The organism is Streptomyces sp. SudanB182_2057, from assembly GCF_964272715.1.
Lineage (GTDB): Bacteria > Actinomycetota > Actinomycetes > Streptomycetales > Streptomycetaceae > Streptomyces > Streptomyces rubradiris.
The window spans coordinates 1,625,738-1,649,595 of the sequence record NZ_OZ186798.1 but is presented as its reverse complement, the minus strand read 5'-3'; the positions used below and the strand labels follow the sequence as shown (position 1 = coordinate 1,649,595).

22 protein-coding genes are annotated in these 23,858 nt (G+C 73.8%); 8 read left to right on the top strand and 14 right to left on the bottom strand.

Annotated elements, in window-relative coordinates:
- Positions 1 to 24: 24 nt before the first annotated feature.
- Both ACSURM_RS06885 and ACSURM_RS06880 read right to left on the bottom strand, forming a co-directional pair.
- The gene (locus tag ACSURM_RS06885) at positions 25 to 1,044 is read right to left on the bottom strand and encodes a hypothetical protein (RefSeq protein WP_436954058.1); all 1,020 of its coding nucleotides are present in this window, start codon (positions 1,042 to 1,044) and stop codon (positions 25 to 27) included.
- On the bottom strand, positions 1,041 to 1,841 hold the full coding sequence (locus ACSURM_RS06880) for a phosphatase PAP2 family protein (RefSeq protein ID WP_436954057.1): 801 nt from the start codon (positions 1,839 to 1,841) through the stop codon (positions 1,041 to 1,043). The genes ACSURM_RS06885 and ACSURM_RS06880 overlap by 4 nt, the downstream gene beginning before the upstream one ends.
- A 185-nt stretch (positions 1,842 to 2,026) precedes the next feature.
- Between ACSURM_RS06880 and ACSURM_RS06875 the strand changes: the two genes are divergently transcribed.
- Together ACSURM_RS06875 and ACSURM_RS06870 are read left to right on the top strand one after the other, a co-directional pair.
- Positions 2,027 to 2,641: a TetR/AcrR family transcriptional regulator C-terminal ligand-binding domain-containing protein gene (locus ACSURM_RS06875; RefSeq protein ID WP_436954056.1), complete on the top strand. Its 615-nt coding sequence runs from the start codon at positions 2,027 to 2,029 to the stop codon at positions 2,639 to 2,641.
- 301 nt (positions 2,642 to 2,942) lie between these two features.
- Positions 2,943 to 3,323, top strand: coding sequence for a hypothetical protein (locus ACSURM_RS06870; RefSeq protein ID WP_436954055.1), 381 nt, complete (start codon positions 2,943 to 2,945; stop codon positions 3,321 to 3,323).
- An 18-nt stretch (positions 3,324 to 3,341) separates the two neighbouring features.
- Here the strand turns inward: ACSURM_RS06870 and ACSURM_RS06865 are convergent, their stop codons facing one another.
- Entirely contained in the window at positions 3,342 to 4,397 is a 1,056-nt protein-coding gene (locus ACSURM_RS06865) for a DUF2510 domain-containing protein (protein WP_436954054.1), read from the bottom strand.
- A gap of 286 nt (positions 4,398 to 4,683) precedes the next feature.
- Between ACSURM_RS06865 and ACSURM_RS06860 the strand changes: the two genes are divergently transcribed.
- Positions 4,684 to 7,368, top strand: a complete 2,685-nt coding sequence (locus ACSURM_RS06860) for an ATP-binding protein (protein WP_436954053.1) — start codon at positions 4,684 to 4,686, stop codon at positions 7,366 to 7,368.
- A 21-nt stretch (positions 7,369 to 7,389) separates the two neighbouring features.
- Here the strand turns inward: ACSURM_RS06860 and ACSURM_RS06855 are convergent, their stop codons facing one another.
- The 8 genes from ACSURM_RS06855 to ACSURM_RS06820 form a co-directional block, all read right to left on the bottom strand.
- Complete coding sequence (locus tag ACSURM_RS06855) at positions 7,390 to 8,298, bottom strand: aminoglycoside phosphotransferase family protein (protein ID WP_436954052.1); 909 nt, start codon at positions 8,296 to 8,298, stop codon at positions 7,390 to 7,392.
- Positions 8,299 to 8,478: 180 nt separating this feature from the next.
- Positions 8,479 to 9,600, bottom strand: coding sequence for a bifunctional 3-oxoadipate enol-lactonase/4-carboxymuconolactone decarboxylase PcaDC (pcaDC, locus tag ACSURM_RS06850; protein ID WP_436954051.1), 1,122 nt, complete (start codon positions 9,598 to 9,600; stop codon positions 8,479 to 8,481).
- The gene (gene pcaB / locus ACSURM_RS06845) at positions 9,597 to 10,937 is read right to left on the bottom strand and encodes a 3-carboxy-cis,cis-muconate cycloisomerase (RefSeq protein ID WP_436954050.1); all 1,341 of its coding nucleotides are present in this window, start codon (positions 10,935 to 10,937) and stop codon (positions 9,597 to 9,599) included. Before pcaB ends, pcaDC begins: the two co-directional genes overlap by 4 nt.
- Positions 10,934 to 11,536, bottom strand: a complete 603-nt coding sequence (gene pcaG / locus ACSURM_RS06840; RefSeq protein ID WP_436954049.1) for a protocatechuate 3,4-dioxygenase subunit alpha — start codon at positions 11,534 to 11,536, stop codon at positions 10,934 to 10,936. Before pcaG ends, pcaB begins: the two co-directional genes overlap by 4 nt.
- Positions 11,537 to 11,541: 5 nt before the next feature.
- Positions 11,542 to 12,315 (bottom strand): protocatechuate 3,4-dioxygenase subunit beta, encoded by a 774-nt coding sequence (gene pcaH, locus ACSURM_RS06835; RefSeq protein WP_436954048.1) that lies wholly within the window; start codon positions 12,313 to 12,315, stop codon positions 11,542 to 11,544.
- A gap of 19 nt (positions 12,316 to 12,334) precedes the next feature.
- Positions 12,335 to 13,555 (bottom strand): thiolase family protein, encoded by a 1,221-nt coding sequence (locus tag ACSURM_RS06830; protein WP_436954047.1) that lies wholly within the window; start codon positions 13,553 to 13,555, stop codon positions 12,335 to 12,337.
- Positions 13,552 to 14,196 (bottom strand): CoA transferase subunit B, encoded by a 645-nt coding sequence (locus ACSURM_RS06825; protein ID WP_436954046.1) that lies wholly within the window; start codon positions 14,194 to 14,196, stop codon positions 13,552 to 13,554. The genes ACSURM_RS06830 and ACSURM_RS06825 overlap by 4 nt, the downstream gene beginning before the upstream one ends.
- Complete coding sequence (locus tag ACSURM_RS06820; RefSeq protein ID WP_436954045.1) at positions 14,196 to 14,951, bottom strand: CoA transferase subunit A; 756 nt, start codon at positions 14,949 to 14,951, stop codon at positions 14,196 to 14,198. Before ACSURM_RS06820 ends, ACSURM_RS06825 begins: the two co-directional genes overlap by 1 nt.
- A gap of 183 nt (positions 14,952 to 15,134) precedes the next feature.
- On the opposite strand from ACSURM_RS06820, the gene ACSURM_RS06815 reads away from it, so the two are divergent.
- Together ACSURM_RS06815 and ACSURM_RS06810 are read left to right on the top strand one after the other, a co-directional pair.
- On the top strand, positions 15,135 to 15,641 hold the full coding sequence (locus ACSURM_RS06815; RefSeq protein ID WP_436954044.1) for a MarR family winged helix-turn-helix transcriptional regulator: 507 nt from the start codon (positions 15,135 to 15,137) through the stop codon (positions 15,639 to 15,641).
- Between the two features lie 442 nt (positions 15,642 to 16,083).
- Positions 16,084 to 17,274 carry a zinc-dependent alcohol dehydrogenase gene (locus tag ACSURM_RS06810; protein WP_436954043.1) on the top strand — a complete coding sequence of 397 codons (1,191 nt, stop codon included), beginning with the start codon at positions 16,084 to 16,086 and terminating at the stop codon, positions 17,272 to 17,274.
- Positions 17,275 to 17,322: 48 nt separating this feature from the next.
- Here the strand turns inward: ACSURM_RS06810 and ACSURM_RS06805 are convergent, their stop codons facing one another.
- Positions 17,323 to 18,408 (bottom strand): ATP-dependent DNA ligase, encoded by a 1,086-nt coding sequence (locus tag ACSURM_RS06805; RefSeq protein WP_436954042.1) that lies wholly within the window; start codon positions 18,406 to 18,408, stop codon positions 17,323 to 17,325.
- Positions 18,409 to 18,482: 74 nt separating this feature from the next.
- On the opposite strand from ACSURM_RS06805, the gene ligD reads away from it, so the two are divergent.
- From ligD to ACSURM_RS06790, 3 genes are all read left to right on the top strand, one after another.
- A complete protein-coding gene (gene ligD / locus ACSURM_RS06800; protein ID WP_436954041.1) occupies positions 18,483 to 19,502 on the top strand; it encodes a non-homologous end-joining DNA ligase in 1,020 nt (339 codons plus the stop codon).
- Between the two features lie 142 nt (positions 19,503 to 19,644).
- Positions 19,645 to 20,712: a LacI family DNA-binding transcriptional regulator gene (locus ACSURM_RS06795; RefSeq protein ID WP_436954040.1), complete on the top strand. Its 1,068-nt coding sequence runs from the start codon at positions 19,645 to 19,647 to the stop codon at positions 20,710 to 20,712.
- An 807-nt stretch (positions 20,713 to 21,519) separates the two neighbouring features.
- Positions 21,520 to 21,765 (top strand): WhiB family transcriptional regulator, encoded by a 246-nt coding sequence (locus tag ACSURM_RS06790; RefSeq protein ID WP_289968773.1) that lies wholly within the window; start codon positions 21,520 to 21,522, stop codon positions 21,763 to 21,765.
- A 44-nt stretch (positions 21,766 to 21,809) separates the two neighbouring features.
- Here ACSURM_RS06790 and ACSURM_RS06785 read toward each other — a convergent pair whose 3' ends face one another.
- Complete coding sequence (locus ACSURM_RS06785) at positions 21,810 to 22,784, bottom strand: acyl-ACP desaturase (RefSeq protein ID WP_359049426.1); 975 nt, start codon at positions 22,782 to 22,784, stop codon at positions 21,810 to 21,812.
- A gap of 228 nt (positions 22,785 to 23,012) precedes the next feature.
- Positions 23,013 to 23,789 (bottom strand): dimethylargininase, encoded by a 777-nt coding sequence (ddaH, locus tag ACSURM_RS06780; protein WP_436954039.1) that lies wholly within the window; start codon positions 23,787 to 23,789, stop codon positions 23,013 to 23,015.
- Positions 23,790 to 23,858 lie beyond the last annotated feature (69 nt).

Sequence of the window (23,858 nt, the reverse complement as noted above, 5' to 3'; positions counted from 1 at the left end):
ACCGGCCGCCGCCGTATCCGCGTCTCACAGGGCCGTGAGATGCCCCGGCTGCTCCGGCTGCCGGGGCACACGCGCCGGCCCCTCGCCGCCCGTGCCCGTCACCGTGCCCGGCTTGGAACGGCGCGCGACGAGGGCCGGTTCGGCGGTGGCCGTGCCCGGCTCCAGGGCCAGTACGGCCGCCACCGGATGTTCGTCGTCCGCCGCCGGCCCGCCGGGATCCGGGGCGGGGGTCGCCCGGGTGAGCAGCAGCACACCCCAGGCGGCCAGCCCCGCGCCGGCGACCGCCAGCAGCACCCCGCCGGCCCCGCCCCGCAGCCCCTGCCCCAGCAGGCTGAGGCCGATCACCGCGGCGGCGACCGGGTTGGCGAGGGTGACCACGGCCAGCGGCGCGCCCAGCCCGCCGCGGTAGGCCGTCTGGGAGAGCAGCAGCCCGCCCACGGCGAACGCGGCGACGAGCACGGCACCCACGATCACCTCGGTGCTCAGCACCGGACCCGAGCGGTCCGTGGCCGCCACGGTCACCGTCTGGGTGAGCGCGGAGGCCACCCCGGAGGCGAAACCGGACGCGGTCGCGTGCCGCAGCCCCGGCCGCGCGCCGGGCCAGGACAGCAGCCCGATCGCGGCGGCCGTCGCCCCCGCGACCAGTAGCGCCGCCGGCAGCGACAGCACCCGCGAGGGCGCCGGACCGGACGCGGCGACCAGCAGCGCGGCCAGCCCCAGCAGGGTGAGCGCCGTACCGCGCCACTCCACCGCGCTGACCCGCCGCCCGGCCGCCCGCGCGCCCAGCGGCACGGCCGCGACCAGGGTGAGCGCCCCGAGCGGCTGTACGACGGTCAGCGGGCCGTACTTCAGGGCGACGACGTGCAGCAGCGCGGCGGCGGCGTTCAGCCCGACCGCCGACCACCAGGCGCCGGTGCCCAGCAGCCGCAGCAGCCCGGTGCCGGTGCTTCGGGCGGCCAGGCGCTCCTGGGCGACGGCGGCCAGCGCGTAGGCGACGGCCGACACCAGCGACAGGCCGAGGGCGGCCAGGGCGGCGGCGCTCATCGGCCCGCCCCCACCGGCACGGGCTCCAGGGCGACCGGCACACCGGTGCCGCGTCCCGCCGTGCTGGCGGTGCGCCGGGGCGGATGGATGACGGCGAGGGCGAGGCCGAGCATGGCCGTGGCCACGAGCGCGTCGAGCCAGTAGTGGTTCGCCGTGCCCACGATCACCAGCAGGGTGATCAGCGGGTGCAGCAGCCACAGCCAACGCCGGCGGGTCTTGGTCGCGGCGATCAGGCCGATGGCCACCATCAGCGCCCAGCCGAAGTGCAGCGAGGGCATCGCCGCGAACTGGTTGGAGAGGTGGTCGCTGGACGGCGGCCCGTACACGCTGGGCCCGTAGACCCGGCCGGTGTCCACCAGCCCCGTGCCGGTCAGCATCCGCGGCGGGGCCAGCGGGAAGGTGAACGGCAGCACCAGGGCGGCCGTGGTGACCACCGCGAGGACCCGGCGGGCCCAGACGTAGTGCGCCGGTCGACGCACGTACAGCCAGACCAGGAAGGCCAGCGTGGCCGGGAAGTGGACGGTCGCGTAGTAGGTGTTCGCCAGATGGACGAGGGTGTCGCCGTGCAGCAGCGCGGACTGCACGGCGTTCTCGTGGGGGAGATGCGCGGCCCGCTCCAGGTCCCACACGCGGCGGGCGTTGCGGAACGCGTCGCCGGTGTGGCCGGTGGCCAGTTGGCGGCCGAGTTTGTAGACCAGGAAGAGCCCGGCTACCAGCAGGAACTCACGTATCAGAGGCGGGCGTGCCGGGGTGGCCGGTGCCGTTGCCGCCTCCGCAGGCTCGGTTCGGGCATTCATCCCCCGGCCCCTTCACTGACGGTGGTGCGTGTGGTGGTGCGTGCGCGTCCCGGCCGGTCACCGGAACTCATCGATACGTTGCCGTACCGATACGCCAGTGTACCGATACGGTCGAGTACCGGTACACTGGCGTATCGATTGATGTGCGCCACACTGGACGCAGCACGAGCGAGGGGAAGCACCGCATGACGTCGCAGGCCGCGGAGGGACCGGAGACGGTCGTCGCCTCGCGCCGCTCCAAGATCACGCCGGAGCGTGAGCGGGAGTTCTTCGACGCCGTGCTGGAACAGATCCGCGAGTGCGGCTACGAATCCGTCACCATGGAGGGCATCGCCGCCAGCACCCGGTGCAGCAAGTCCACGCTCTACCGGCAGTGGAAGACCAAGCCGCAGTTCGTCGCCGCGGCCCTGCGCGCCAGCCGCCGGGTGCGGTTCGCCGGCATCGACACCGGGTCGCTCGCCGAGGACCTGCGCCAGGCCGCCCGGGCCGCGGGCGACTGGTCCGGCAAGGACACCCGGCTGCTCCAGGCGCTGGGGCACGCGGTGACCTCGGACCAGGAACTGGCCCGGGCACTGCGCGAGGCGCTGATCCACCCGGAGATCGCCGCGCTGGAGGAGATGCTCGCCCGGGGCGTCGCCCGGGGCGAGGTCCGGGCGGACCACCCCGCGCTGGAGTACATCCCCGCCATGATGTTCGGCGTCCTGCGTGTACGGCCGGTGCTGAACGGGCAGTACGCCGACGCCGACTATCTGGTCCGGTTCGTGGAGGCCGCGGTGCTGCCCGCGCTCGGACTGGGATAGACGCGGGCCGCCGTTCACGGGATGACTGAACGGCGGTCTGCCCGCGCCGCACCGTGGGGACGGGGGCGGCGCGCACCCCCCGGCCGGGTGGGATTCCTCTTGAGCGGAGGGGAATCCCACCCGGCTGATTCATGTCTCCGGCACCCCCGGCGGCGGCCGGCACCCCCGGCGGCGGCCGGCACCTCCGGCGGTGGCCGGCTCCCGCGCGCGTCGGCCCGGCAGTGACCGCGGCTCCCGGCCCGTCGTTGGCGGCATGTCACTCGTGTGGCTTGATCGCTTGATCGAAGGAGAGCCCGCCCCCATGGCCGCCATCTGCCCGAACTGCCACCTGCCGGAGATGATCGCCTACGTGGTCAACGACGACGGGCTGCACCCCTTCCCGTGCCTGGAGTGCAACACCGGAACCGTCCGCTGCACCCCTTATGGGCACCTCTCCGGGGCGGCACCGTGCGGCACCGACGGCTGCCAGGGGTCCGTGCGGGACGACTACCAGTACGACCCCAAGGGACGCCTCTCCCGCCTGGACCGCGTCAGGTGCCGGCTGTGCGCGACCGACGGCACGGCTTCGCTCCCCGCCGGGAGCGCGCCGGAACGCGCCGTGCCCGACCCCCGGCTGCCGGGGAGCGCGATGCCCGGCCCCCGGCTGGCCGGGAGCGCGTTCCGGTCCCGCCCGCGCGGATGAGCGGAGCCGTGTCGGCGGCTACACGGCCTGTCCGTTGCCCGAGCCGGCCGACGAGACCTTCACGCCCTTCAGGATCTCGTCGATGACGGACGGCTTCTGGCCGACGTCCAGGCCGAAGCGGATCACGACGATCCGCTCGGGGGCGTCGGGGGAGGGGAAGGCGACGGACTCGACGTAGCCGTCGGCGCCCTTGCTGGTGACCGCCTTCCAGCGGACCAGGTACCCCTTCTGCCCGGCCACCGTGACCGCCTCGGAGGCCAGCTCCTCGTGCGAGGTGATGCCGCCGTAGGTGGTGCCGCCGTAGGACTCCTCGGCGTTGGCCGCGATGTCCGCCTTGGCGACCTCCTCGGGGGTGTCCCCCTTGACGCGCAGCACCATCGCCGGGGCCGTGTAGGCGCCGCCCGCCGTGCAGGTCTGCGTCGTGTCACCGGGGCACTTGTAGGTGTCCCCGGAGGTCACCTGCGCACCCGCGCTCATCGTCTGCCCCGTCCAGCCCTTCGGCACCGGCAGGCTGATCCCGTTGACCGGGTCCGGCACCGTGCCGCCGCCCTCGATCTCCGGCGCCCCCGACGGCCCCGGGGCCGGCGAGTCGCCACCGGAACCACCCGACCCACCTGACCCGCCAGACCCGCCAGACCCGCCAGATCCACCGGACCCGCCGGGATCTCCCGGGCCGCCCTGCGGGCCCCGGCCGCCGTCCCCGCCGGCCGGCCCCTGCCCCGACCCCGCGCGGTCGCCCCCGCCGTCGCCCTCGGCCAGGGCGTACACGCCGACCCCGATGCTCGCCAGTACCGCGGCCGCCACCGCGACGGCTATCCCCGTGCGCAGCCCGCGCCGGGACCGGGCCGGCGGCTGTGCCGGATACGGGGGATATCCCGGGTACCCGCCGTACCCCCCGGGAGCCGGGGCGCCCTGCGGCGCCGCCTGCGGTGCCGGGGGACCCCACGGGGCGGCCGTGCCCGCCGGGCGGGTCCGGTCCGTCCAGGCCGTACCGTCCCACCAGCGCTCGGTGGGCGGGGCGTCGTTCGTCTGCCCGGGGTCGGGATACCACCCGGGAGGAGTCACCTGCGTCATGCCCCCACCGTATGAGGTGTCGGTGAAAGTGCGATGAGAGGATTCGGCGTTGGGCGGGCGGACCGGCAAGTCCCGCCCCGGGCACCCCGCGTGCCGGTGGCCGCCCGCGGCCCGCGGTCCCTCCCGGCGCCGCCCTCACCGCCGGCCGGCCCGGGACCGGAGTCACCCGCGCGCACCGTCTTTCACCCGGCCGGGCAGCACCTGCCCCGACCGCCCCCACGGGCCGTGCCGGACGGCTACGCTCGGTGCCTGCATGCCGTGCGGGCGACCTTGGGGAGGGAACGGGATGACGGACGGACGGCCAACGGCGGCCGGCTCGGCACCCCTGTGGGAGCGGGACGCCGAGATCGCCACCGTCACGGCGGCGCTCGACGCCCTGTGCGCCGGCCGGCACGCCCCGGGCGCCCTGCTGGTCTTCCGCGGCAAGGCCGGACTCGGCAAGACCGCGCTGCTGGCCGAGACCCGCCGCATGGCCGAACGCCGCGGCTGCTCCGTGTGGACCGCCCGCGGCGCCGAGACCCTCAGATCCGTCCCGTTCCACGTCCTGCGGCAACTGCTCCAGCCCGCACTGCTGTCCCTGCCGCCCGCAGAGATCCGCGACCACCTCGGCGACTGGCACGACATCGCCGGCCCCGCCCTCGGCATAACCGAACCGCGCGGGGACAACGCCGACCCGCACTACGTCCGCGACGGACTCGTCTCCGCCGTACGCCGGATCGCCCGCCGCACCTGGCCGCTCGTCCTGCTGCTCGACGACGCCCACTGGGCCGACCCGGAAACCCTGCGCTGGCTCGCCGCGTTCGCCGAACGCCTGGACGACGTGCCCGTACTCGTCGTGGTCGCCCGCAGGCCCGACCAGGCCGGCGGGGTCGGCGCCCGCCACCTCGACGCGGTCGCCGCCGCCGCGGGCCGCCCGGTCAACGACCTCAACGCCCTCACCCCGGCCGCCACCGCCGGACTCACCCGCGCCACCCTCGGCCGGCACGCCGACGACGCGTTCTGCCGCGAGGTCTGGGCGGTCACCGACGGCAACCCGTACGAGACGGTCGAACTCCTCGCCAAGGTGCACGACAGCGAACTGGACCCGGTCGAGGCACACGCCGGGGAACTGCGCGCCCTCAACCGCGCGGCCCGCGGCGGCGGACTGGTCGACCGGCTCAAGGGCCTCGGCCTGGAGGCCACCCGGTTCGCCTGGGCCGCCGCCATCCTCGGCACCGGCATCACCGTCGACATGGTCGCCCGCCTCGCCACCATGGACGACGACCTCGCCCGCAGCTGCGCCGACGTGCTGTGCACCGCCCGCATCCTCACCCGCCCCGGACCCGCCACGGGCACCGAAGGCGACAGCGACGAGCTGGAGTTCGTCCACCCGCTCATCGCCACCGACGTCTACCAGTCCATCCCCTCCGGGGTGTGCACCGCCATGCACGGCGTCGCCGCACAGATCATCAACGAGCTGGGCCGGGGCGCCGCCGAGGCCGCCCGGCACCTGCTGAAGGTGCACCCGGACGAGGACGAGGAACTCGTCGAGCAGTTGCGGCAGGCGGCCCGTGAACACCTCGCCGTCGGCGCCCCGGACGCCGCCCGTCGCTGCCTGGAACGCGCGCTGCGGGAACCGCCCCTGCCCGAGGTGCACGCGCATGTGCTGTACGAACTGGGCTGCGCCACCCTGCTGACCAACCCCGCCGTCTCCATCGACCAGTTGCGCAGCGCGCTCGGCATGCCCGGCCTGGACGGGGACGACCGGGTCGACGCCGTCGTCCGCCTCTCCCAGGCACTGCTCCACAACGACCAGTTGGAGGAGGCCGTCCGCACCGTCGAGGCCGAGACCGCCCGGCACGCGGCCGGACCGGTCCGACTGCGGCTCCAGGCGTTCCAGTTCATGTGGGAGGGCATCCACGGCGAGACCGTCGCTCCCGCCCGCTCCCGGCGTCTCGCCGAACTCGCGAGCACCTGCACCGGCCGTGACAACGCCGAACGCGCCCTGCTGATCCTGCGCGCCTTCGACGCCATGACCCACGGCGAGAGCGCCGACGCGGTCGTCGACCTGTGCGACCGCGCCCTCGTCAACGGCCGCCTCGCGCCCGGCCTCGGCTGGACCGACCCCGAGTGGGGCATGGAACTGCTGATGATGCTCGGCAGCGCGTACGCCTACGCCGACCGGCTCGACCGCGCCGAAAGCCTGTTCTCCGAGGCCCGGCGCGTCTACACCTCGGCCGGCTGGCGCGGCGTCCACCTCTCCCTGGCCAACGCCTTCCTCGGGCTCGCCTACCGCAGACAGGGCCGACTGCCCGACGCCGAGTCCACCCTGCGCGAAGCCGTGCGGCTCGCCGAACGCGTCGGCCGCCGCCTGCCGTTGTACTGGTCGGCCACCTGCGGACTGGTCGACACCCTGCTGGCCCGCGGCCGGGTGGAGGAAGCATGGTCGGTCGCCGAGCAGTACGGCTTCGCACCGCCGTACCCGTCCACCATCGTGCTGCCCGACATCCGCTCCGTACGCGGCCGGCTGCTGCTCGCCGTCGGCCGCACCGCGGAAGGCGTCGGCGAACTGGAGGCCGCCGAGAAGACCGCCGCCTCCCGCGGCGGCCACAACCCGGTCCTCGCGCCCTGGTCCGTCGACCTCGCCCGGGCCCTCGCCACGACGGACCCGGCCCGCGCCGCCCGGCTCGCCGCCGACGCCCGCAAACAGGCCGAGCGGTTCGGCACGGACACCGCCATCGGCGAGGCCCTGCGCTGCGCCGCCGCGCTGGAGACCGGTCAGCGCGCGGTACGGCTCGCCGCCCGCGCCGTGGCCTACCTGGAGGCATCGCCCTGCCAGTACGAACACGCGGCGGCCCGCGTCGAGTACGGCATCGCCACCGGCTCGACCGCCGAACTCGCCCGCGGCCTGGACCTCGCCCACCTCTGCGGCGCGGACGGCCTGGCGGCCCGAGCCCAGAAGGCCCTGGCCGGCGGTCCGGGCCCGCGCTGAACCCCGGTCCGGCCAGTCCGCTCAGCGCGCGGCCAGGTCAGTGAGGATTGCCTGAAGGCGGGCCGTGCATTCGGCCACGAAGGCGGGGAAGGTGCGCCAGTAGTACGAGATGCCGCTGATGCCCACCGCGATGGCCCAGGCGCGGGCGCGGGCCCAGGTCAGGTCATCGAGGTTCAAGGCGTCCCAGTAGGCCTCACGGGCTCGCTGCGGAAAGTCCCAGAGCGTGGAGTGCTCGGCGTCGGGAAAGCCGACCGACAGTCCGCCGAAGTCGATCACCGCGTGCAGCCTGCCCTTCCGGACCAAGAGGTTGGTCGGCTTGAGGTCGCCGTGCAGCCACACGTGCGGTCCGCGGGGCTCGGGCAACTCGAGCGCGGCACGCCACAACTGCTCCAGGGCGTCGACATCGAGCTCGGAACCCACCGTGGTGCGGCAGTCGTCGAGGCACCTGCTGATCCACTGGTCGCATGGCGACAGACTGCCTCCGCGATACCAGGCGAGACCGTCCGCGCGAGTCGCTCCCATGAGGTCAACGCGGTGGAGCTCCCTCACGACCGCCGCCAGGTCGGCTCCGAAGGCGGCCCAGTCCCCGACGGTGTCAAGGCCGGCCTCGGCACCGTCGATCCAACGGTAGACAGACCAGGCCAGCGGAAAGGCGTCGGTGGGCTTCCCCGCGTGCACAGGTTCGGGAATGCGGCACGAAAGGTGGGGCGCCAGGCGAGGAAGCCACTCCTGTTCCTTCCGCACGGACCGTCCGACGCCGGCGGTGCGTGGAAGGCGCACGAGCAGGTCATCGCCCAGCCGATACATGGTGTTGTCCGTACCCGCACCCGCGGGCGACAACGGTAAGGCAGCCCACTCCGGGCGCTGCGCCTTCAGCAATGATCGGACCAGCGTCTCGTCGACTGGCATCTCATTCTCGTGAAGCGTCACGCCGGAAGTCTCGCACCGACGGAAGACGGAGAGCCGGGTCCGCGACCCGGCTCTCGGTCACGGCGCCGCCACCGAACGTCGGCCTCCTGGTAGCGCCACGGGCAACGAGCCGCTGCCGCGCGTACGACCGGAACGAGCCGTCGACGGGCGTACGACCGGCAGCGGCGCCCCCGTCCTCGGTCAGTCCAGGTCCTCCTCGGTGAGTACCCGTTGGGCAGTTGCGAAGGCGGAGTTGGCGGCTGGTACGCCGCAGTACACCGCGGTCTGCAGGAGCACCGCGCCGATCTCCTCCGGTGTCAGTCCGTTGCGCCGGGCCGCTCGGACGTGCATCGCCAGCTCGTCGTAGTGGCCGTGGGCGACCAGCGCGGTCAGTGTGATCATGCTGCGCTCGCGGCGCGACAGCGTCGGGTCGGTCCAGATCTCGCCCCACGCGTAGCGGGAGATGAAGTCCTGGAAACGGGCGGTGAACGGGGTCTGCCGGGCCTGCGCGCGGTCCACATGGGCGTCGCCCAGCACCTGGCGGCGCACCGCGAGACCGCTCGCCGGCGGCCCGTCGAGCTGGGTGCGCAGCGCCGCCAGCACCGCCCGGGGAACCTGCGCCGGGGCCAGATGGGAAGCTCCGGGCAGCTCCACCAGCGCCGCGCCCGGCACCGCGTCCGCGATCTCCCGCAGGTGCGCGGGCGGGGTCGCGGGATCCTCCCGCCCGGCCACCAGCAGCGTCGGTACGGTGATGTCGGCCAGCCGGTCCCGCAGGTCGAACGCGGCGAGCGCGTCGCAGCAGGCGGCATACGCCTCCGGGTCGGCCGTCCGGTGGTCCCGGACCAGCTCCGGCACGCTGAACCCGGGCGTGAACCAGCGCGCGTCGGCGCTCTCGGCCAGCCACTGAAGGCCCTCGCGGCGCGCCCGCTCCGCCCGCTCCCGCCAGGGCGCCGCACCGCCGAAGTGGGCCGAGGAGCACAGCACCGCCAGCGAGGTCAGCCGCTCGGGGTGGTGGACGGCCAGGTGCAGGCCGACCGCGCCGCCCAGGGACACGCCCGCGTAGGCGAACCGGTCGACGCCGAGCGCGTCCGCGAGCGCCAGCACCAGCGCGGCCAGGTCGCCGACGGTCGCGCCCGGCCCGATCAGGTCCGCCGCCGAACCGCCGTGCCCCGGCAGGTCCCAGCGGATCACCCGGTGGGACGCGGACAGTTCGGGCGCCACCTGGTCCCACAGGGCGAGCGAGGTGCCGAGCGAGGGCCCGAGCAGCAGCGGCGGCGCGGAAGCGGGGCCTTCCGCACGGTGGTTGAGGAGGGTCACGGTCAACGTCGCTCCAGAGCACGGTCGGTGAGGATGCCGGCGAAACCGGTGTACCGGGCGGGGTTGGTCGCCTCCGCCAGATCGATGTCTGCCAACTCCTCCTGTTCTTCCAGGAGTTCGCGCAGCGGGCGGTTCTCCGCGTGGGCGCGGCCGGCCAGTTCGGTCAGCAGCTCCTTGGCCCGCGCCCGGCCGAGGACGGGCGCGAGGACGGCGGTCAGCCGCTCGGAGACGATCAGCCCCCGGGTACGGCCGAGATCCCGGCGCATCGCGTCCGGGTGCACCCGCAGCCCCTCGGCCAGCTCCGCCGCCTGCCCGGCCGCGCCGCCCGCCAGCCGGAGCAGATCGCGCAGCGGCTCCCACTCGGCGTGCCAGGCGCCGGCCGGCCGCTCGTCCTCGGCGGCCAGGCAGCCGTACAGCGTCGCCGCGAGCTGGGGAGCGCGCCGGGCGGCGGACGCCAGGAGCGTGGCGCGCACCGGGTTCGCCTTGTGCGGCATGGCGGACGAACCGCCGCCGCTGCCCTCGCTCACCTCGCCGATCTCGGTGCGCGACAACGTCAGCACGTCCACGGCGAGTTTGCCCAGCGCGCCCGCCGTGAAGGCCAGGCACCCGGCCAGGTCCGCGATCGGCGTGCGCAGCGTGTGCCAGGGCAACGCCGGTGCGGCCAGCCCGACTTCACGGGCGTACGCCTCCGTCAGCGCGGCCGGGTCCGGGGCGCCGTACGCCTGGAAGGCCGCCAGGGTGCCGGCGGCCCCGCCGAGCTGGGCGGGGAGCGAGTCGCGTACCCGGGTGAGGCGGTCGCGCGCGTCCAGGACCAGCGCGCGCCAGCCGGCCGCCTTCAGCCCGAACGTGGTCGGTACGGCGTGCTGGGTGAGCGTCCGGCCCGGCAGCACGGTGTCCCGGTGCCCGGCCGCGAGGCGGGCCAGCGCCCGCTCGGCACGCCCGAGATCGGCCAGGACCGGGCCGAGCACGCGCACGGCGACCAGCATCGTCGCCGTGTCCATGATGTCCTGGCTGGTGGCGCCCCGGTGGACATAGGGGCCGTACTCGGCGCCGACCGCCGCCGTCAGGTCGGCGGCCAGCGGGATCACCGGATTGCCCCCGCCGGCGGCGCGGGCGGCCAGGGAACGCAGGTCGAACCGGTCCGGATCGGCCGCCTCCGTCACCGCCGCCGCGGCCTCGGCCGGGGCGAGCCCCAGCGCGGCCTGCGCCCGGGTCAGCGCGGCCTCGGCGTCGAGCAGCGCCCGCAGATACGCGGGGTCGCCGGTCTCGGACCCGGCGCCTGCCGCCCCCAGCCCGGGGGCCAGCAGACCGGTGTCGGTGCAGGAAGGGAACTCGGGTGTCACTGGTACTCCAGGAAGACCGTCTCGCCTTCGCCCTGAAGGCGGATGTCGAAACGGTAGGTGCCGTTCCCCTCGTCGGCCGCGATCAGCGTGTCACGCCGGTCGCCCACCCGGGTGAGCAGCGGGTCCGCGGCCAGGGCGGCGTCATCGCCCGGCAGGTAGACACGGGTGAACAGGTGTACGAGCAGACCCCGCGCGAAGACGCAGACACTGAGGTAGGGGGCGTTGCGCCCACGCGCCCCGGGGCGCAGCGTACGCGCGTACCAGTGCCCGTTCGCATCCGTCTGGATCCGTCCCCAGCCGGTGAACTCCACCCCGTTGCGGCCCAGGAAACCGCCCGTGGCCGGATCCCGCCGCAGCGCGCCGTCCGCCTGCGGCACCGTGCCGTCGGGCCGCGGCCCCCACACTTCGAGCAGCGCGTCGGGCAGTGGGTCACCCGCGCCGTCGAGGACGTAGCCGTGCACGGTGACGGTGTCCGGATGGCCGAGCGGGGCGATGTCCTCGCCGCCGCTGAACGGCAGCGCGTACCCGTAGAACGGGCCGACCGTGTGGGACGGGGTGGGCAGCACCTGCTCCGGGCTGCCCGGGTCGATGAGCGTCATGGCGGTCAGCGTCCTTCTTCGATCCAGGTGGCGGCCGGGCCGTCCAGCACGATGTCCCAGCGGTAGCCCAGGGAGAACTCGGGCACCGACAGCCCGTGGTCGTAGGCGGCGACCAGCCGCTGCCGGGCCGCGTCGTCCGTCACCGACTGCAGGATCGGGTCGTAGGGGAACAGCGGGTCGTTCGGGAAGTACATCTGGGTCACCAGCCGCTGGGTGAACGCCGTGCCGAACACCGAGAAGTGGATGTGGGCCGGACGCCAGGCGTTCACGTGGTTGCGCCAGGGGTAGGGGCCCGGCTGGATGGTGGTGAAGTGATAGCGGCCCTCGCCGTCGGTGAGGGTACGGCCGACGCCCGTGAAGTTCGGATCCAGCGGCGCGTCGTGCTGCTCGCGCCGATGGGCGTACCGGCCGGCCGAGTTGGCCTGCCAGATCTCGATCAGCTGACCGCGCACCGGGCGCCCGTCGCGGTCCAGCAGCCGCCCGGAGACCGTGATGCGCTCGCCGATGGGCTCCCCGGTGTGCTGCCGGGTGAGGTCGTTGTCGATCTCGGTGATGTCCCGTTCCCCGAAGGCGGGGGAGCGCAGCTCCACCAGCTCGGGATCCCGGCGCGTGTCGATCGCCACCAGGGGCTGCTTCGGATGGCGCAGCACGGAGGAGCGGTACGGCGCGTAGTCGCGGCGCGGATGGTGCTCGACCGGCGCGCCGTCGGCGACGCGCTTGGCGTACGCGACGCGCTCGGCGGCCATCTCCTGGTCGATGTCGTCCTGGGTGAGAGTCATCGGGGTACCTGACGCTTCCTTATCGTTCGAGGACGAGGGCGAGGCCCTGGCCCACGCCGATGCAGAGGGTGGCCACGCCGGTGCCGGAGCCGCGGCGGGCGAGCTGGTGGGCGACCGTCCCGGCGAGCCGGGCCCCGGAGGCGCCGAGCGGGTGGCCGAGCGCGATGGCGCCGCCCTGCGGGTTGAGGACCGCCGGGTCGAACTCCGGCCATTCGGCGAGGCAGCCCAGCACCTGGGCGGCGAACGCCTCGTTCAGCTCCAGCACCGACAGATCGCCGAAGCCCTTGCCGGCCTTGGCGAGGGCCCGGTTGACGGCCTCCACGGGCGCCAGCCCGAAGAACTGGGGGTCGATCGCGGAGAGGCCGGTCGCGCTGATCCGGGCCAGCGGCTCCCGGCCGGTGGCCCGCAACCCCTCCTCGTCGGCGAGGAGCAGAGCCGCCGCGCCGTCGTTGAGGGGAGAGGCGTTGCCCGCGGTGACCGTGCCGCCCTCGGCGCGGAAGGCGGGCTTCAGCTTCGCCATGGCGGCGAGGGAGGCGTCCGCCCGTACGCACTCGTCGGCGTCGAAACCGACCGGCTCACCCTTGCGCCGCGGCACCGGAACGGACACCGACTCGGCATCGAACAGGCCCTGTTCCCGCGCGCTGGCGGCCTTGCGGTGGGAGTGCAGCGCGAACTCGTCCTGCCGCTCGCGGCCGATGCCGTGCTTGTCGGCGATCCTCTCGGCGCTCTCGCCCAGCGGGATGGTCCACTGCGGGTCCATCCGCGGGTTGACCATGCGCCAGCCGAGCGTGGTCGAGTACAGCTCGGTGTGCGCGGCCGGGAACGGGCTGTCCGCCTTCGGCAGCACGTACGGCGCCCGGGTCATGGACTCCACCCCGCCGGCCACGGCGAGGGACGCGTCACCCAGGGCGATGGCCCGGGCCGCCTGGATCACCGCCTCCAGACCGGAGGCGCACAGCCGGTTCACGGTCACGCCGGGCACGGAGGTCGGCAGCCCGGCGAGCAGGGCGGCCATGCGGGCGACGTTACGGTTCTCCTCGCCGGCGCCGTTGGCGTTGCCGAGGTAGACGTCGTCGATCCGGGCGGGATCCAGCTCAGGGGTGCGGTCGAGCAGCGCGCGGAGGGTGTGGGCGGCGAGGTCGTCGGGGCGGACCGTGGCCAGGGCGCCGTTGTACCGGCCGAAAGGGGTGCGGACGGCGTCGACGATGTAAACGGGTTTCGGGGTGTGAGCGGTGTTCACAGCAGACCCTCCGCAACGCTCAGTTCCGCGTCCGTCCTCGCGATGACCTCGTCCACACTCACACCCGGCGCGGTCTCCGTCAGCGTCAGCCCCTCCGCGGTGACGTCCAGCACCGCCAGGTCCGTGATGACTCGGTTCACACACCCCTTGCCTGTCAACGGCAGCGTGCACTCCTTGAGGATCTTCGCCGAGCCGTCCTTGGCGGTGTGCGTCATCACCACGATCACCTGCCGGGCACCGTGCACCAGGTCCATCGCGCCCCCGATCCCGGTGACCAGCTTCCCGGGCACCGCCCAGTTGGCCAGGTCGCCCCGGGCGGACACCTGCATCGCGCCCAGCACGGCGACATCGATGTGCCCGCCCCGGATCATCGCGAAGGACAGCGCCGAGTCGAAGAAGGAGGCGCCCGGCAGCACCGTCACGGTCTCCTTGCCGGCGTTGATCAGATCCGGGTCGACCTGGTCCTCCGTGGGATACGGGCCGGTGCCCAGGATGCCGTTCTCCGACTCCAGCACCACCTCGACCCCCTCGGGAAGGTGGTTCGGGATCAGTGTCGGCAGACCGATCCCCAGGTTCACGTACTGGCCGTCCCGCAGTTCACGGGCCGCGCGGGCGGCCATCTCCTCGCGTGTCCACGCCATCAGCCGCTCACCGTCCGGAACTCGATCCGCTTGTCCGCCGCCTGCTCCGGGGTGAGCGGCACCACCCGCCGCACGAAGACACCCGGCACGTGCACCGCGTCCGGATCGATCGCGCCGGGCTCGACCAGCTCCTCCACCTCGGCGATCGTGACCCGGCCGGCCATCGCGGCCAGCGGGTTGAAGTTCCGCGCCGACCGGTGGAACACCAGATTTCCGTGCCGGTCCCCGCGCGCCGCCCTGACCAGCGCGAAGTCGGTGCGGATGCCCCGCTCCAGCACGTACTCCACGCCGTCGAACTCCCGCACCTCCTTCGGGGGCGAGGCCAGCGCGACCCCGCCCGAGCCGTCGTAGCGCCAGGGCAGTCCGCCGTCGGCGACCTGGGTGCCGACGCCGGCCGGGGTGTAGAAGGCGGGGATGCCGGCGCCGCCCGCGCGCAGCCGTTCGGCCAGCGTGCCCTGCGGGATCAACTCCAGTTCCAGTTCACCGGCCAGGTACTGGCGGGCGAACTCCTTGTTGCCGCCGATGTACGAGCCGGTCACCCGGGCGATCCGGCCCGCGGCCAGCAGCACCGCCAGCCCGGACTCCATCGCCCCGCAGTTGTTCGACACCACTTCCAGCCCGCCGACACCGCGCTCGTACAGCGCCTGGATCAGCACGTTGGGCACGCCGCTGAGCCCGAACCCGCCGACGGCGAGGGACGCGCCGTCCGGCACATCGGCCACCGCCTCGCCGGCGGTGGCCACCACCTTGTCCATGCGTGAAGCTCCGTCTCTCCGGCCTGATAGTCAGGGCACTGAGTAATTCGTGAGGTGCCGCTCACGCTGCCACCGGAGAAGAAGACCGTCAAGACCTGGATTTTCTGTGCCTACTGAACGAGACGGCCAGTTCGGCGGCCGGGTATCGTTCAGTGCACCAACGAATCGATCAGGGGAGCGCACATGGCCGCGGTGGACCTCAGCACCCATCCCGGACACCTCGCCCGGCGGCTCCAGCAGGCGCACTACCTGCTGTGGAACACCATGGTCTCGGAAGAGATCACCTCGCCGCAGTTCGCGGTCATGAACGCGCTCGTCGCCGAGCCCGGACTCGACCAGCGGACCGTGGGGGAGCGGGTGGGTCTGGACCGCTCCACGATCGCCGAGGTGATCAGCCGCCTCGACCGCCGCGGACTGCTGCACAAGGTGCGCGACCCGCGCGACGGCCGGCGCTTCCTGCTGCGCCTCACCGACGAGGGCGCGCGCACCCACCGCAAGCTGTCCGTCCGCACCGCCCGGATGAACCAGGTCTTCCTCGCCCCGCTGTCCGCCGAGGAGCAGGCCGTGTTCTTCGACCTCATCCGCCGGGTCGCCGACGCGGCCGAGAGCCTGCGCAACCCGGCCGAGCCCCTGCGTGACCCATCCGAGCCCCTGCGTGAGCCGGCCGAGCCCTTGGCCGCCCAAGGCTGACCGGCCCCACGGCCACCGCCCCACCACGGCCACCGCCCCACCGGGGCCTCCCCGCACCGGGGCCTCCCCGCGCCGGGCGCAAAGTGCTGGGGCGGACGCCCCGCCCTGGATACTCAGCGCCCCCGCCCCGCACGCCAAGCGCGAAGCGCCAAGCGCCGTGCGCCGCCCGAGCCCTTGGCCGCCCAAGGCTGACCGGCCCCACGGCCACCGCCCCACCGGGGCCTCCCCGCACCGGGGCCTCCCCGCGCCGGGCGCAAAGTGCCGGGGCGGACGCCCCGCCCTGGATACTCAGCGCCCCCGCCCCGCACGCCAAGGGCCAAGCGCGAAGCGCCGTGTGCCGAGCGCCGCCCGAGCCCGCCCCCGGGTTCGGCCCCGGCGCGCCCGGGTACCCGGCCGCCACCGCACACGGACGAGGCCGAACGTGACCTAGGGAGTGCGATCGATGAAGGCAGTCACCTGGCAGGGCAAGCGCGACGTCCGGGTCGAGGACGTCCCCGACCCGAGGATCGAGGAACCCACGGACGCGGTGATCCGCGTGACGTCCACCGGACTGTGCGGCTCCGACCTGCATCTGTACGAGGTGCTCACCCCGTTCATGACGCCCGGCGACATCCTCGGTCACGAGCCCATGGGCATCGTGGAGGAGGTCGGCCCGGAAGTACCGCACCTGCGCCCCGGCGACCGGGTCGTGGTGCCCTTCCAGATCGCCTGCGGGCACTGCTTCATGTGCGACACGGGCCTGCCCACCCAGTGCGAGACGACCCAGGTCACCGGCGAGGGCATGGGCGCGGCCCTGTTCGGCTACACCCGCCTGTACGGCGCCGTGCCCGGCGGCCAGGCCGAGTATCTGCGGGTCCCGCAGGCGCAGTTCGGCCCGATCAAGGTCCCCGAGGGACCGCCGGACGACCGGTTCGTCTACCTCTCCGACGTGCTGCCCACCGCCTGGCAGGCCGTCGAGTACGCCGCCGTACCGCCCGGCGGAACCCTCGCCGTCCTCGGCCTCGGCCCGATCGGCGACATGGCCTGCCGCATCGCCAGGGCCCGCGGCGCGGAACGCGTCTTCGGCGTGGACCTGGTGCCCGAGCGGCTCGCCCGGGCGCAGCGGCGCGGGGTCGAGACGTACGACCTCAGGGCCTTCGACGACGAGAAGGCGCTGGTCCACGCCATCCGGGAGGTGACCGGCGGCCGGGGCCCGGACGCCGTGATCGACGCGGTGGGCACCGAGGCGCACGGCAGCGCCGCCGCCAAGCTCGCCCAGACGGCGACCGCGATGATGCCCCGCAAGCTGAGCGGTCCGCTAGCCGAACGCTTCAGCGTCGACCGGCTCGGCGCCCTGTACATGGCGATCGACCTGGTCCGCCGCGGCGGCACGATCTCGCTCAGCGGCGTCTACGGCGGCATGGCCGACCCGATGCCGATGCTCACCCTCTTCGACAAGCAGATCCAGCTCCGCATGGGCCAGGCCAACGTCCGCCGCTGGTCCGACCAGATCATCCCCTACCTCACGGACGACGACCCGCTCGGCGTGGACGACTTCGCCACGCACCGGCTGCCGCTGGCGGAGGCACCGCACGCCTACGACATGTTCCAGCGCAAGCAGGACGGCGCCGTCAAGGTGCTCATGCAGCCGTAGACGACGCGGAGGCCGGACGCGGCCGTAGCGCGTACCGTTCACGGACGCTCAGCCCGGCTCCCGTGAGCCCTTCTCGCCGAGCACCTCCGCGAGGTCGTAGCGCACCGGCTCCTCCAACTGGGCGTAGGTGCAGCTCTCCGGCGTACGGTCCGGGCGCCAGCGGCGGAAGCGGGCGGTGTGCCGGAAACGCTGCCCGTTCTCCATGTGGTCGTAGGCCACCTCGGCAACCCGCTCCGGCCGCAGCGGCACCCAGGACAGGTCCTTCTTCCCGGACCAGCGGCTCGGCGCGCCCGGCAGCCGGGCCGTCTCGTGCGCTGCCTCGTCCGTCCAGGCGGCCCACGGGTGCCCCGAGACGTCGTCCATCCGCAGCGGCTCGAGTTCCTCGATCAGTTCGGCGCGTTTCTTCATGGAGAACGCGGCCGACACGCCGACGTGCTGGAGCCGGCCCCGTTCGTCGTAGAGGCCCAGCAGCAGCGAGCCCACCACCGGGCCGCTCTTGTGGAGGCGGTACCCGGCGACGACGACGTCCGCCGTCCGCTCGTGCTTGACCTTGAACATGGCCCGCTCGTCCTGGAGGTAGCGCAGGTCCGGCGGTTTGGCGACGACGCCGTCCAGCCCGGCGCCCTCGAACTGCTCGAACCAGTGCCGGGCCACCTCGATGTCGGCCGTCGAGGGCGCCAGGTGCACCGGCGGGGTGGCGTCCGCCAGGGCGCGGTCCAGCAGGGCGCGGCGGTCGGTCAGCCCCACGTCGAGCAGGGCGTGGTCGTCCAGGGCCAGCAGGTCGAAGGCGACGAAGGAGGCCGGGTTCTTCTCGGCCAGCATCCGCACCCGGGAGGCGGCAGGATGGATGCGCTCGGTCAGCGCGTCGAAGTCCAGCCGCCCGCCGCGCGCGATCACGATCTCCCCGTCCAGTACGCACCGCTCGGGCACCCGCTCCTTCAGCGCCTCGACCAGCTCGGGAAAGTACCTGGTCAGCGGCTTGCCGGTGCGGCTGCCCAGCTCGACCTCGGCCCCGTCGCGGAACACGATCGACCGGAAGCCGTCCCACTTGGCCTCGTAGTGCATGCCCGGCGGGATCGTCGCCACCGACTTGGCGAGCATCGGCTTCACGGGCGGCATGACGGGCAGATCCATGCCTCCGATTCTGCTCGCATACATGCGGCTTCGCCCGGTGTGCGAGGTATGCGGGGTGCGCCTACGGTGGCCGCATGGGCGACGCGGTGGAACTGGAGGTGGGCGGCCGGACCGTACGGCTGTCCAGCCCGGACAAGGTGTTCTTCCCGGAGCGGGGCTTCACCAAGCTGGACCTCGCCCGGTACTACGTGTCGGTCGCCCCCGGCATCCTGCGCGCCCTGCGCGAGCGCCCCACCACCCTGGAGCGCTATCCGGACGGCGTCGGCGGCGAGTGGTTCTTCCAGAAGCGGGCGCCCAAGAGCATGCCCGACTGGATCCCGACCGCCCACATCACCTTCCCCAGCGGCCGCAGCGCCGACGAGATGTGCCCCACCGAGGAGGCCGCCGTGGTGTGGGCCGCCCAGTACGGCACCCTCACCTTCCACCCCTGGCCGGTCCGCGCCACCGACGTCGACCACCCCGACGAACTCCGCATCGACCTCGACCCGCAGCCCGGCACCGACTACGCCGACGCGGCCCGCGCCGCCCACGAACTGCGCGCGGTACTGGAGGAGTTCGGCGGACTGCGCGGCTGGCCGAAGACCTCCGGCGGCCGGGGTCTGCACGTCTTCGTCCCCATCGAACCCCGCTGGACCTTCACCCAGGTGCGCCGCGCGGCGATCGCGGTCGGCCGGGAGATGGAACGCCGGATGCCCGAGCACGTCACCATCAAGTGGTGGAAGGAGGAGCGCGGGCGCCGCATCTTCCTCGACTACAACCAGACGGCACGGGACCGCACCATCGCCTCCGCCTATTCGGTACGGCCCCGCCCGCACGCCCCCGTCTCCGCGCCCCTGCGCTGGGAGGAGGTCGGCGTCGCCCAGCCCCGTGACTTCGACCTCGTCACCATGCCCGCCCGGTTCGCCGAACTCGGCGACGTGCACGCCGACATGGACGACCACGCCTACTCCCTGGACGCGCTGCTGGAACTGGCCCGGCGGGACGAACACGACCACGGCCTGGGCGACCTGCCGTACCCGCCGGAGTACCCGAAGATGCCCGGCGAGCCCACCCGCGTCCAGCCGAGCCGGGCCCGCCGCACCACGTCGGACTGAGCCCCGCCGGGAGCGGGCGGGGGATCACGGCGCGGTCCGGGAAGCGGAGCGCCGGGGTGCCAGGCCGCTCGGCCCGGCCCCGGCCGGGCCGGTGCGCGGCGGCTATCCTGAGTGCCGGCCGCCGAGGAGGGGGTGTCCCGCAGTGACCGAGGCCGTGTCGCGTCCCACCCTGGAGGCCGTGGCCGCGCGGGCCGGGGTGTCCCGGGCCACCGTGTCCCGGGTGGTCAACGGCGGCGACGGGGTCCGCGCACCCCTGGCCGAACGGGTCCGGCGGGCCGTGGAGGAACTGGGCTACGTCCCCAACCAGGCGGCACGCAGCCTGGTGACCCGGCGCCACGACGCGGTCGCGGTCGTCGTCGCCGAGCCCGAGACCCGGGTCTTCGCCGACCCCTTCTTCGCGCTCCAACTGCGCGGCATCAGCAAGGAGCTGACCGCGCACGACAACCAACTGGTGCTGCTGCTCACCGAGGGCCGCGCCGACCACACCCGCGTGGCCCGCTATCTCGCCGGCGGCCATGTCGACGGCGCGCTCGTGTTCTCCCTGCATCTGGACGACCCGCTGCCCGGCCTCATCCGCGACGCCGGGGTGCCCACCGTGTTCGGCGGACGCCCCCACTGGAGCGCGAACCCCGGGGCGCCGGACCCCGGCGTGGTGTACGTCGACTGCGACAACCGGGGCGGGGCCCGGGCGGCGGTACGGCATCTGCTGGGCCTCGGCCGCCGGCGTGTCGCCCATCTCACCGGCGCGCTGGACCAGACCTCGGCGGTGGACCGGCTCGACGGCTACCGGGACGCCGTCGCCGAGGTGTCCGGCGCGTACGATCCCGGGCTGGTCGCGGAGGGCGACTTCACCCCGGCCGGTGGTGAGCGCGCCATGCGGGAACTCCTGGCCCGCTGCCCGGACGTCGACGCCGTGTTCGCCGCCAACGACCTCAGCGCGCTCGGCGCCCTGCGGGTGCTGCGCGAGAGCGGCCGGCGGGTTCCCGAGGACGTGGCCGTGGCCGGCTTCGACGACATGGCGCCGGTCGCCGAGCAGACCGATCCGCCGCTGACGACGGTACGCCAGGACATCGAGGGGATGGGTGGGCTGATGGCCCGCCTGCTGCTGGAGGGCCTGTCCGGCGACCGGGACCGGGAGCGGACGACGCCCGGTGCGCGGGGCGGGGGCGTGATCCTGCCGACCACCCTGATACGCCGCGCCTCCGCGTGAGCCGCCCGCGGGTCAGCCGACGGGCGGCCCGGGCCTGAGCACCGCGAACCGGGCCCCGCACGGATCGGCGAGCCGGACCGTCCGCCCCACCCTCGGCACGGACGTCGCGGGCCCGCAGGCCCGCGGGCCGCCCCGCCGAGCCGCCGGGCCCGGTCGACGACGGCGTCCGCGTCCGCCACCTCGAAGTACGGCAGCCAGTACGCGCCGGACTCCGCCTCGGCGGGATCGCCGGCCGTCGGCACCAGCCCCCGACCATCGCCTCCTCACCGGCACCGCCGGGATGAACGCACGTACAGGTCCCGCCCGGGAAGGACACCCCGGACGTCTCCAGGTCGAGCACCCGGCGATAGAACGCGGCGGCGGCCGCGATGTCCGGCGTGTGCGGCTCTACCCAGCACAGCGTGCCCGGCCCGCCCGCCGCCTCCACGCCTCCGGTCCGGTTGCCGGATCCCGAACGGCGCGCCCGCCCGGTCGGCGAGCACCGCGCTGCCGCCCCGCCCCGGCTCGTCCGCCGGCCCCACCGGCACGCTGCCGTGCGCCTGTCCGGTGGCCTCGGTGGTGGCCCGGACGTCCTCGTCGCGGAAGTACACCGTCCAGCCCGGCGGCCCTTGCCCAGGAGCGGTACCACACGAGCACACGCTTTCCCGGGTTCCTCGGCTTTTCACACCGGCCCCGCGCGCCGCCGTGCGCGCGCCGGGAACGAGGGGGCATCATCGGGGCGGTTCGGGGGCCGGCGGCCGAGGGCCCGGGTACGCCGTTGAGCCGGCGTTGATCGAACGTTTTTCTGTCTGGGGCAGGCTCCTTGCCATGCACTCAGACACCATCACCCCGGCCGACGACACCTGGCAGACGCAGGCCCTGTGCGCGCAGACCGGGCCGGACTTCTTCTTCCCCGAGCCCGGCAGCTCGGTGCGCGAGGCGAAGCGCATCTGCGCCATGTGCGAGCTGCGCCCGGCCTGCCTGGAATACGCCCTCGCCCATGACGAGCGGTTCGGCGTCTGGGGCGGCCTGTCGGAGAAGGAACGCCTGGCCCTCCGGCGCACCGCCCGCTGATCCTCGCCTCCGGCACCCGCCGCCGCCGGCCCGAGTGCGGGGCGTCAGCCCCCGGCGCGCGCCGCCATCCGGGCCTTGCGCGCGGCCAGCTTCTCGTCGAACTTCGACGCCTCCGCGTTCAGCCCGCCCAGGAACAGGCCGAGTTCCTCCTGCGCCCGCAGACCCTCGGGGCCGAGGCCGTCGATCTCCATGACCTTCAGGAAGCGCAGCACCGGCTGCAGCACGTCGTCGTGGTGGATGCGCAGGTTGTACACCTCGCCGATCGCCATCTGCGCGGCGGCCCGCTCGAAGCCGGGGATGCCGTGGCCCGGCATGCGGAAGTTCACCACCACGTCCCGGACCGCCCGCATGGTCAGGTCGGGGGCGAGCTCGAAGGCGGCCTTGAGCAGGTTGCGGTAGAACACCATGTGCAGGTTCTCGTCGGTCGCGATGCGGGCCAGCATGCGGTCGCAGACCGGGTCCCCGGACTGGTGGCCGGTGTTGCGGTGCGAGATCCGCGTGGCCAGCTCCTGGAAGGCGACATAGGCGATCGAGTGCAGCATCGAGTGTCCGTTGTCGGACTCGAAGCCCTCGCTCATGTGCGCCATACGGAAGCGTTCCAGCTGGTCGGGGTCCACCGCGCGCGAGGCCAGCAGATAGTCGCGCATCACGATGCCGTGCCGGCCCTCCTCGGCCGTCCAGCGGTGCACCCAGGTGCCCCAGGCGCCGTCGCGGCCGAACAGCGTGGCGATCTCGTGGTGGTAGCTCGGCAGGTTGTCCTCGGTGAGCAGGTTGACCACGAGGGCGATACGGCCGACCTCCGTCACCTTCGACTGGCCCTTCTCCCAGGCCTCCCCGTCCTCGAACAGACCGGGGAAGTTACGGGCGTCGCTCCACGGCACGTACTCGTGCGGCATCCAGTCCTTGGCGACCTTCAGATGCCGGTTCAATTCGTTTTCGACCACTTCCTCCAGTGCGTACAGGAGCCGCGCGTCGGTCCAGACGGACGGGCTGCCGAGGTGAGGGGAAGTGATCGTCACAGGAACTCCAGGGGGACGCCGGACATGGGGCGAGGGGAAGGGGAACGACCCGGCGAGCGGTGCCGGGAACCTACGTGATCGTAGGCTACGAATCCGTAGGTTACGAAGCCGTAGGTTAAGACGGCGGTAAAGAACCGCTGATCAGCCTTGCCGGGCGGGCTCCCGCGCACGCCGGACAGCCCCGGGACCCGCAGGTCCCGGGGCTGTCGAAGGGGCGGAATCACCCGATCAGGCGTACAACTCCCGCAGGCGTACGGAGAGGCAGGTCACACAGCCCTCCAGCTTCTCGAACTCGCTGATGTCGACCGTGACCACGCCATGACCGAGATCGCTCAGCAGCTCCGCCGTGCGCGGCGCGCTCGCCGCCATCAGCAGCTTGCCGCCGCCCAGCAGCACCACGTGCGCCCCGGACTCCTCCGGCACCGACAGGAACCCCGGGAACAGCGACGGCCGGTCTACCCGCGGGATGTGCCCGATCACCGTGCCGTCGGGCAGCGCGGTCACCGCCGACTTCAGGTGCAGCACCTTGCTCACCGGGACGGCCACCACCCGGGCGCCCAGCGGTTCGAAGGCCGCGCGCAGCTGCTGCACACCGGCCGCGTTGGTGCGTCCGCCACGGCCGACGTACACGGTGTCGCCGACCTTGAGGACGTCACCGCCGTCCAGCGTGCCCGGATCCCAGATCCAGTTCACCGAGCAGCCGAGGCTCGCCACGGCCTCCTCCACACCGGCGGTCTCCGCGCGCCGGGCGGCGGCACCCGGACGGGTGATCAACGCCACGTTCCGGAACATGACGACGGTGTCCTCGACGAACACCGAGTCCGGGCAGTCGTCGGCCGGTTCGACCTCGATCGTCTCCCAGCCGTGCGCGCGCAGGGCCGCCACATAGGCCTCCCACTGCTCCACGGCGAGCCCCACGTCGACCTGCTCCCGCGCGATGTGCGTCACCAGGCCGTCGGCGAGGCGGGGGCTGGGGCGGCGGACGAGGGCCTTCTTGCTGGGCACGACGGGCCTTTCGGATCGGTCGGTACGGCGGTGCGGTGGCCGGCGCCGGTCACCCGGCGCCGGTCCGTC

Coding starts and splice junctions, on each gene's coding strand:
- ACSURM_RS06860 (WP_436954053.1), top strand. CDS start 4,684: ATGACGGACGGACGGCCAACGGCGGCCGGCTCGGCACCCCTGTGGGAG.
- ACSURM_RS06870 (WP_436954055.1), top strand. CDS start 2,943: ATGGCCGCCATCTGCCCGAACTGCCACCTGCCGGAGATGATCGCCTAC.
- ACSURM_RS06815 (WP_436954044.1), top strand. CDS start 15,135: ATGGCCGCGGTGGACCTCAGCACCCATCCCGGACACCTCGCCCGGCGG.
- ACSURM_RS06820 (WP_436954045.1), bottom strand. CDS start 14,951: ATGGACAAGGTGGTGGCCACCGCCGGCGAGGCGGTGGCCGATGTGCCG.
- ACSURM_RS06810 (WP_436954043.1), top strand. CDS start 16,084: ATGAAGGCAGTCACCTGGCAGGGCAAGCGCGACGTCCGGGTCGAGGAC.
- ACSURM_RS06790 (WP_289968773.1), top strand. CDS start 21,520: ATGCACTCAGACACCATCACCCCGGCCGACGACACCTGGCAGACGCAG.
- pcaG (WP_436954049.1), bottom strand. CDS start 11,536: ATGACGCTCATCGACCCGGGCAGCCCGGAGCAGGTGCTGCCCACCCCG.
- ligD (WP_436954041.1), top strand. CDS start 18,483: ATGGGCGACGCGGTGGAACTGGAGGTGGGCGGCCGGACCGTACGGCTG.
- pcaH (WP_436954048.1), bottom strand. CDS start 12,315: ATGACTCTCACCCAGGACGACATCGACCAGGAGATGGCCGCCGAGCGC.
- ACSURM_RS06885 (WP_436954058.1), bottom strand. CDS start 1,044: ATGAGCGCCGCCGCCCTGGCCGCCCTCGGCCTGTCGCTGGTGTCGGCC.
- ACSURM_RS06805 (WP_436954042.1), bottom strand. CDS start 18,408: ATGGATCTGCCCGTCATGCCGCCCGTGAAGCCGATGCTCGCCAAGTCG.
- ACSURM_RS06825 (WP_436954046.1), bottom strand. CDS start 14,196: ATGGCGTGGACACGCGAGGAGATGGCCGCCCGCGCGGCCCGTGAACTG.
- ACSURM_RS06880 (WP_436954057.1), bottom strand. CDS start 1,841: ATGAATGCCCGAACCGAGCCTGCGGAGGCGGCAACGGCACCGGCCACC.
- ACSURM_RS06865 (WP_436954054.1), bottom strand. CDS start 4,397: ATGACGCAGGTGACTCCTCCCGGGTGGTATCCCGACCCCGGGCAGACG.
- ACSURM_RS06875 (WP_436954056.1), top strand. CDS start 2,027: ATGACGTCGCAGGCCGCGGAGGGACCGGAGACGGTCGTCGCCTCGCGC.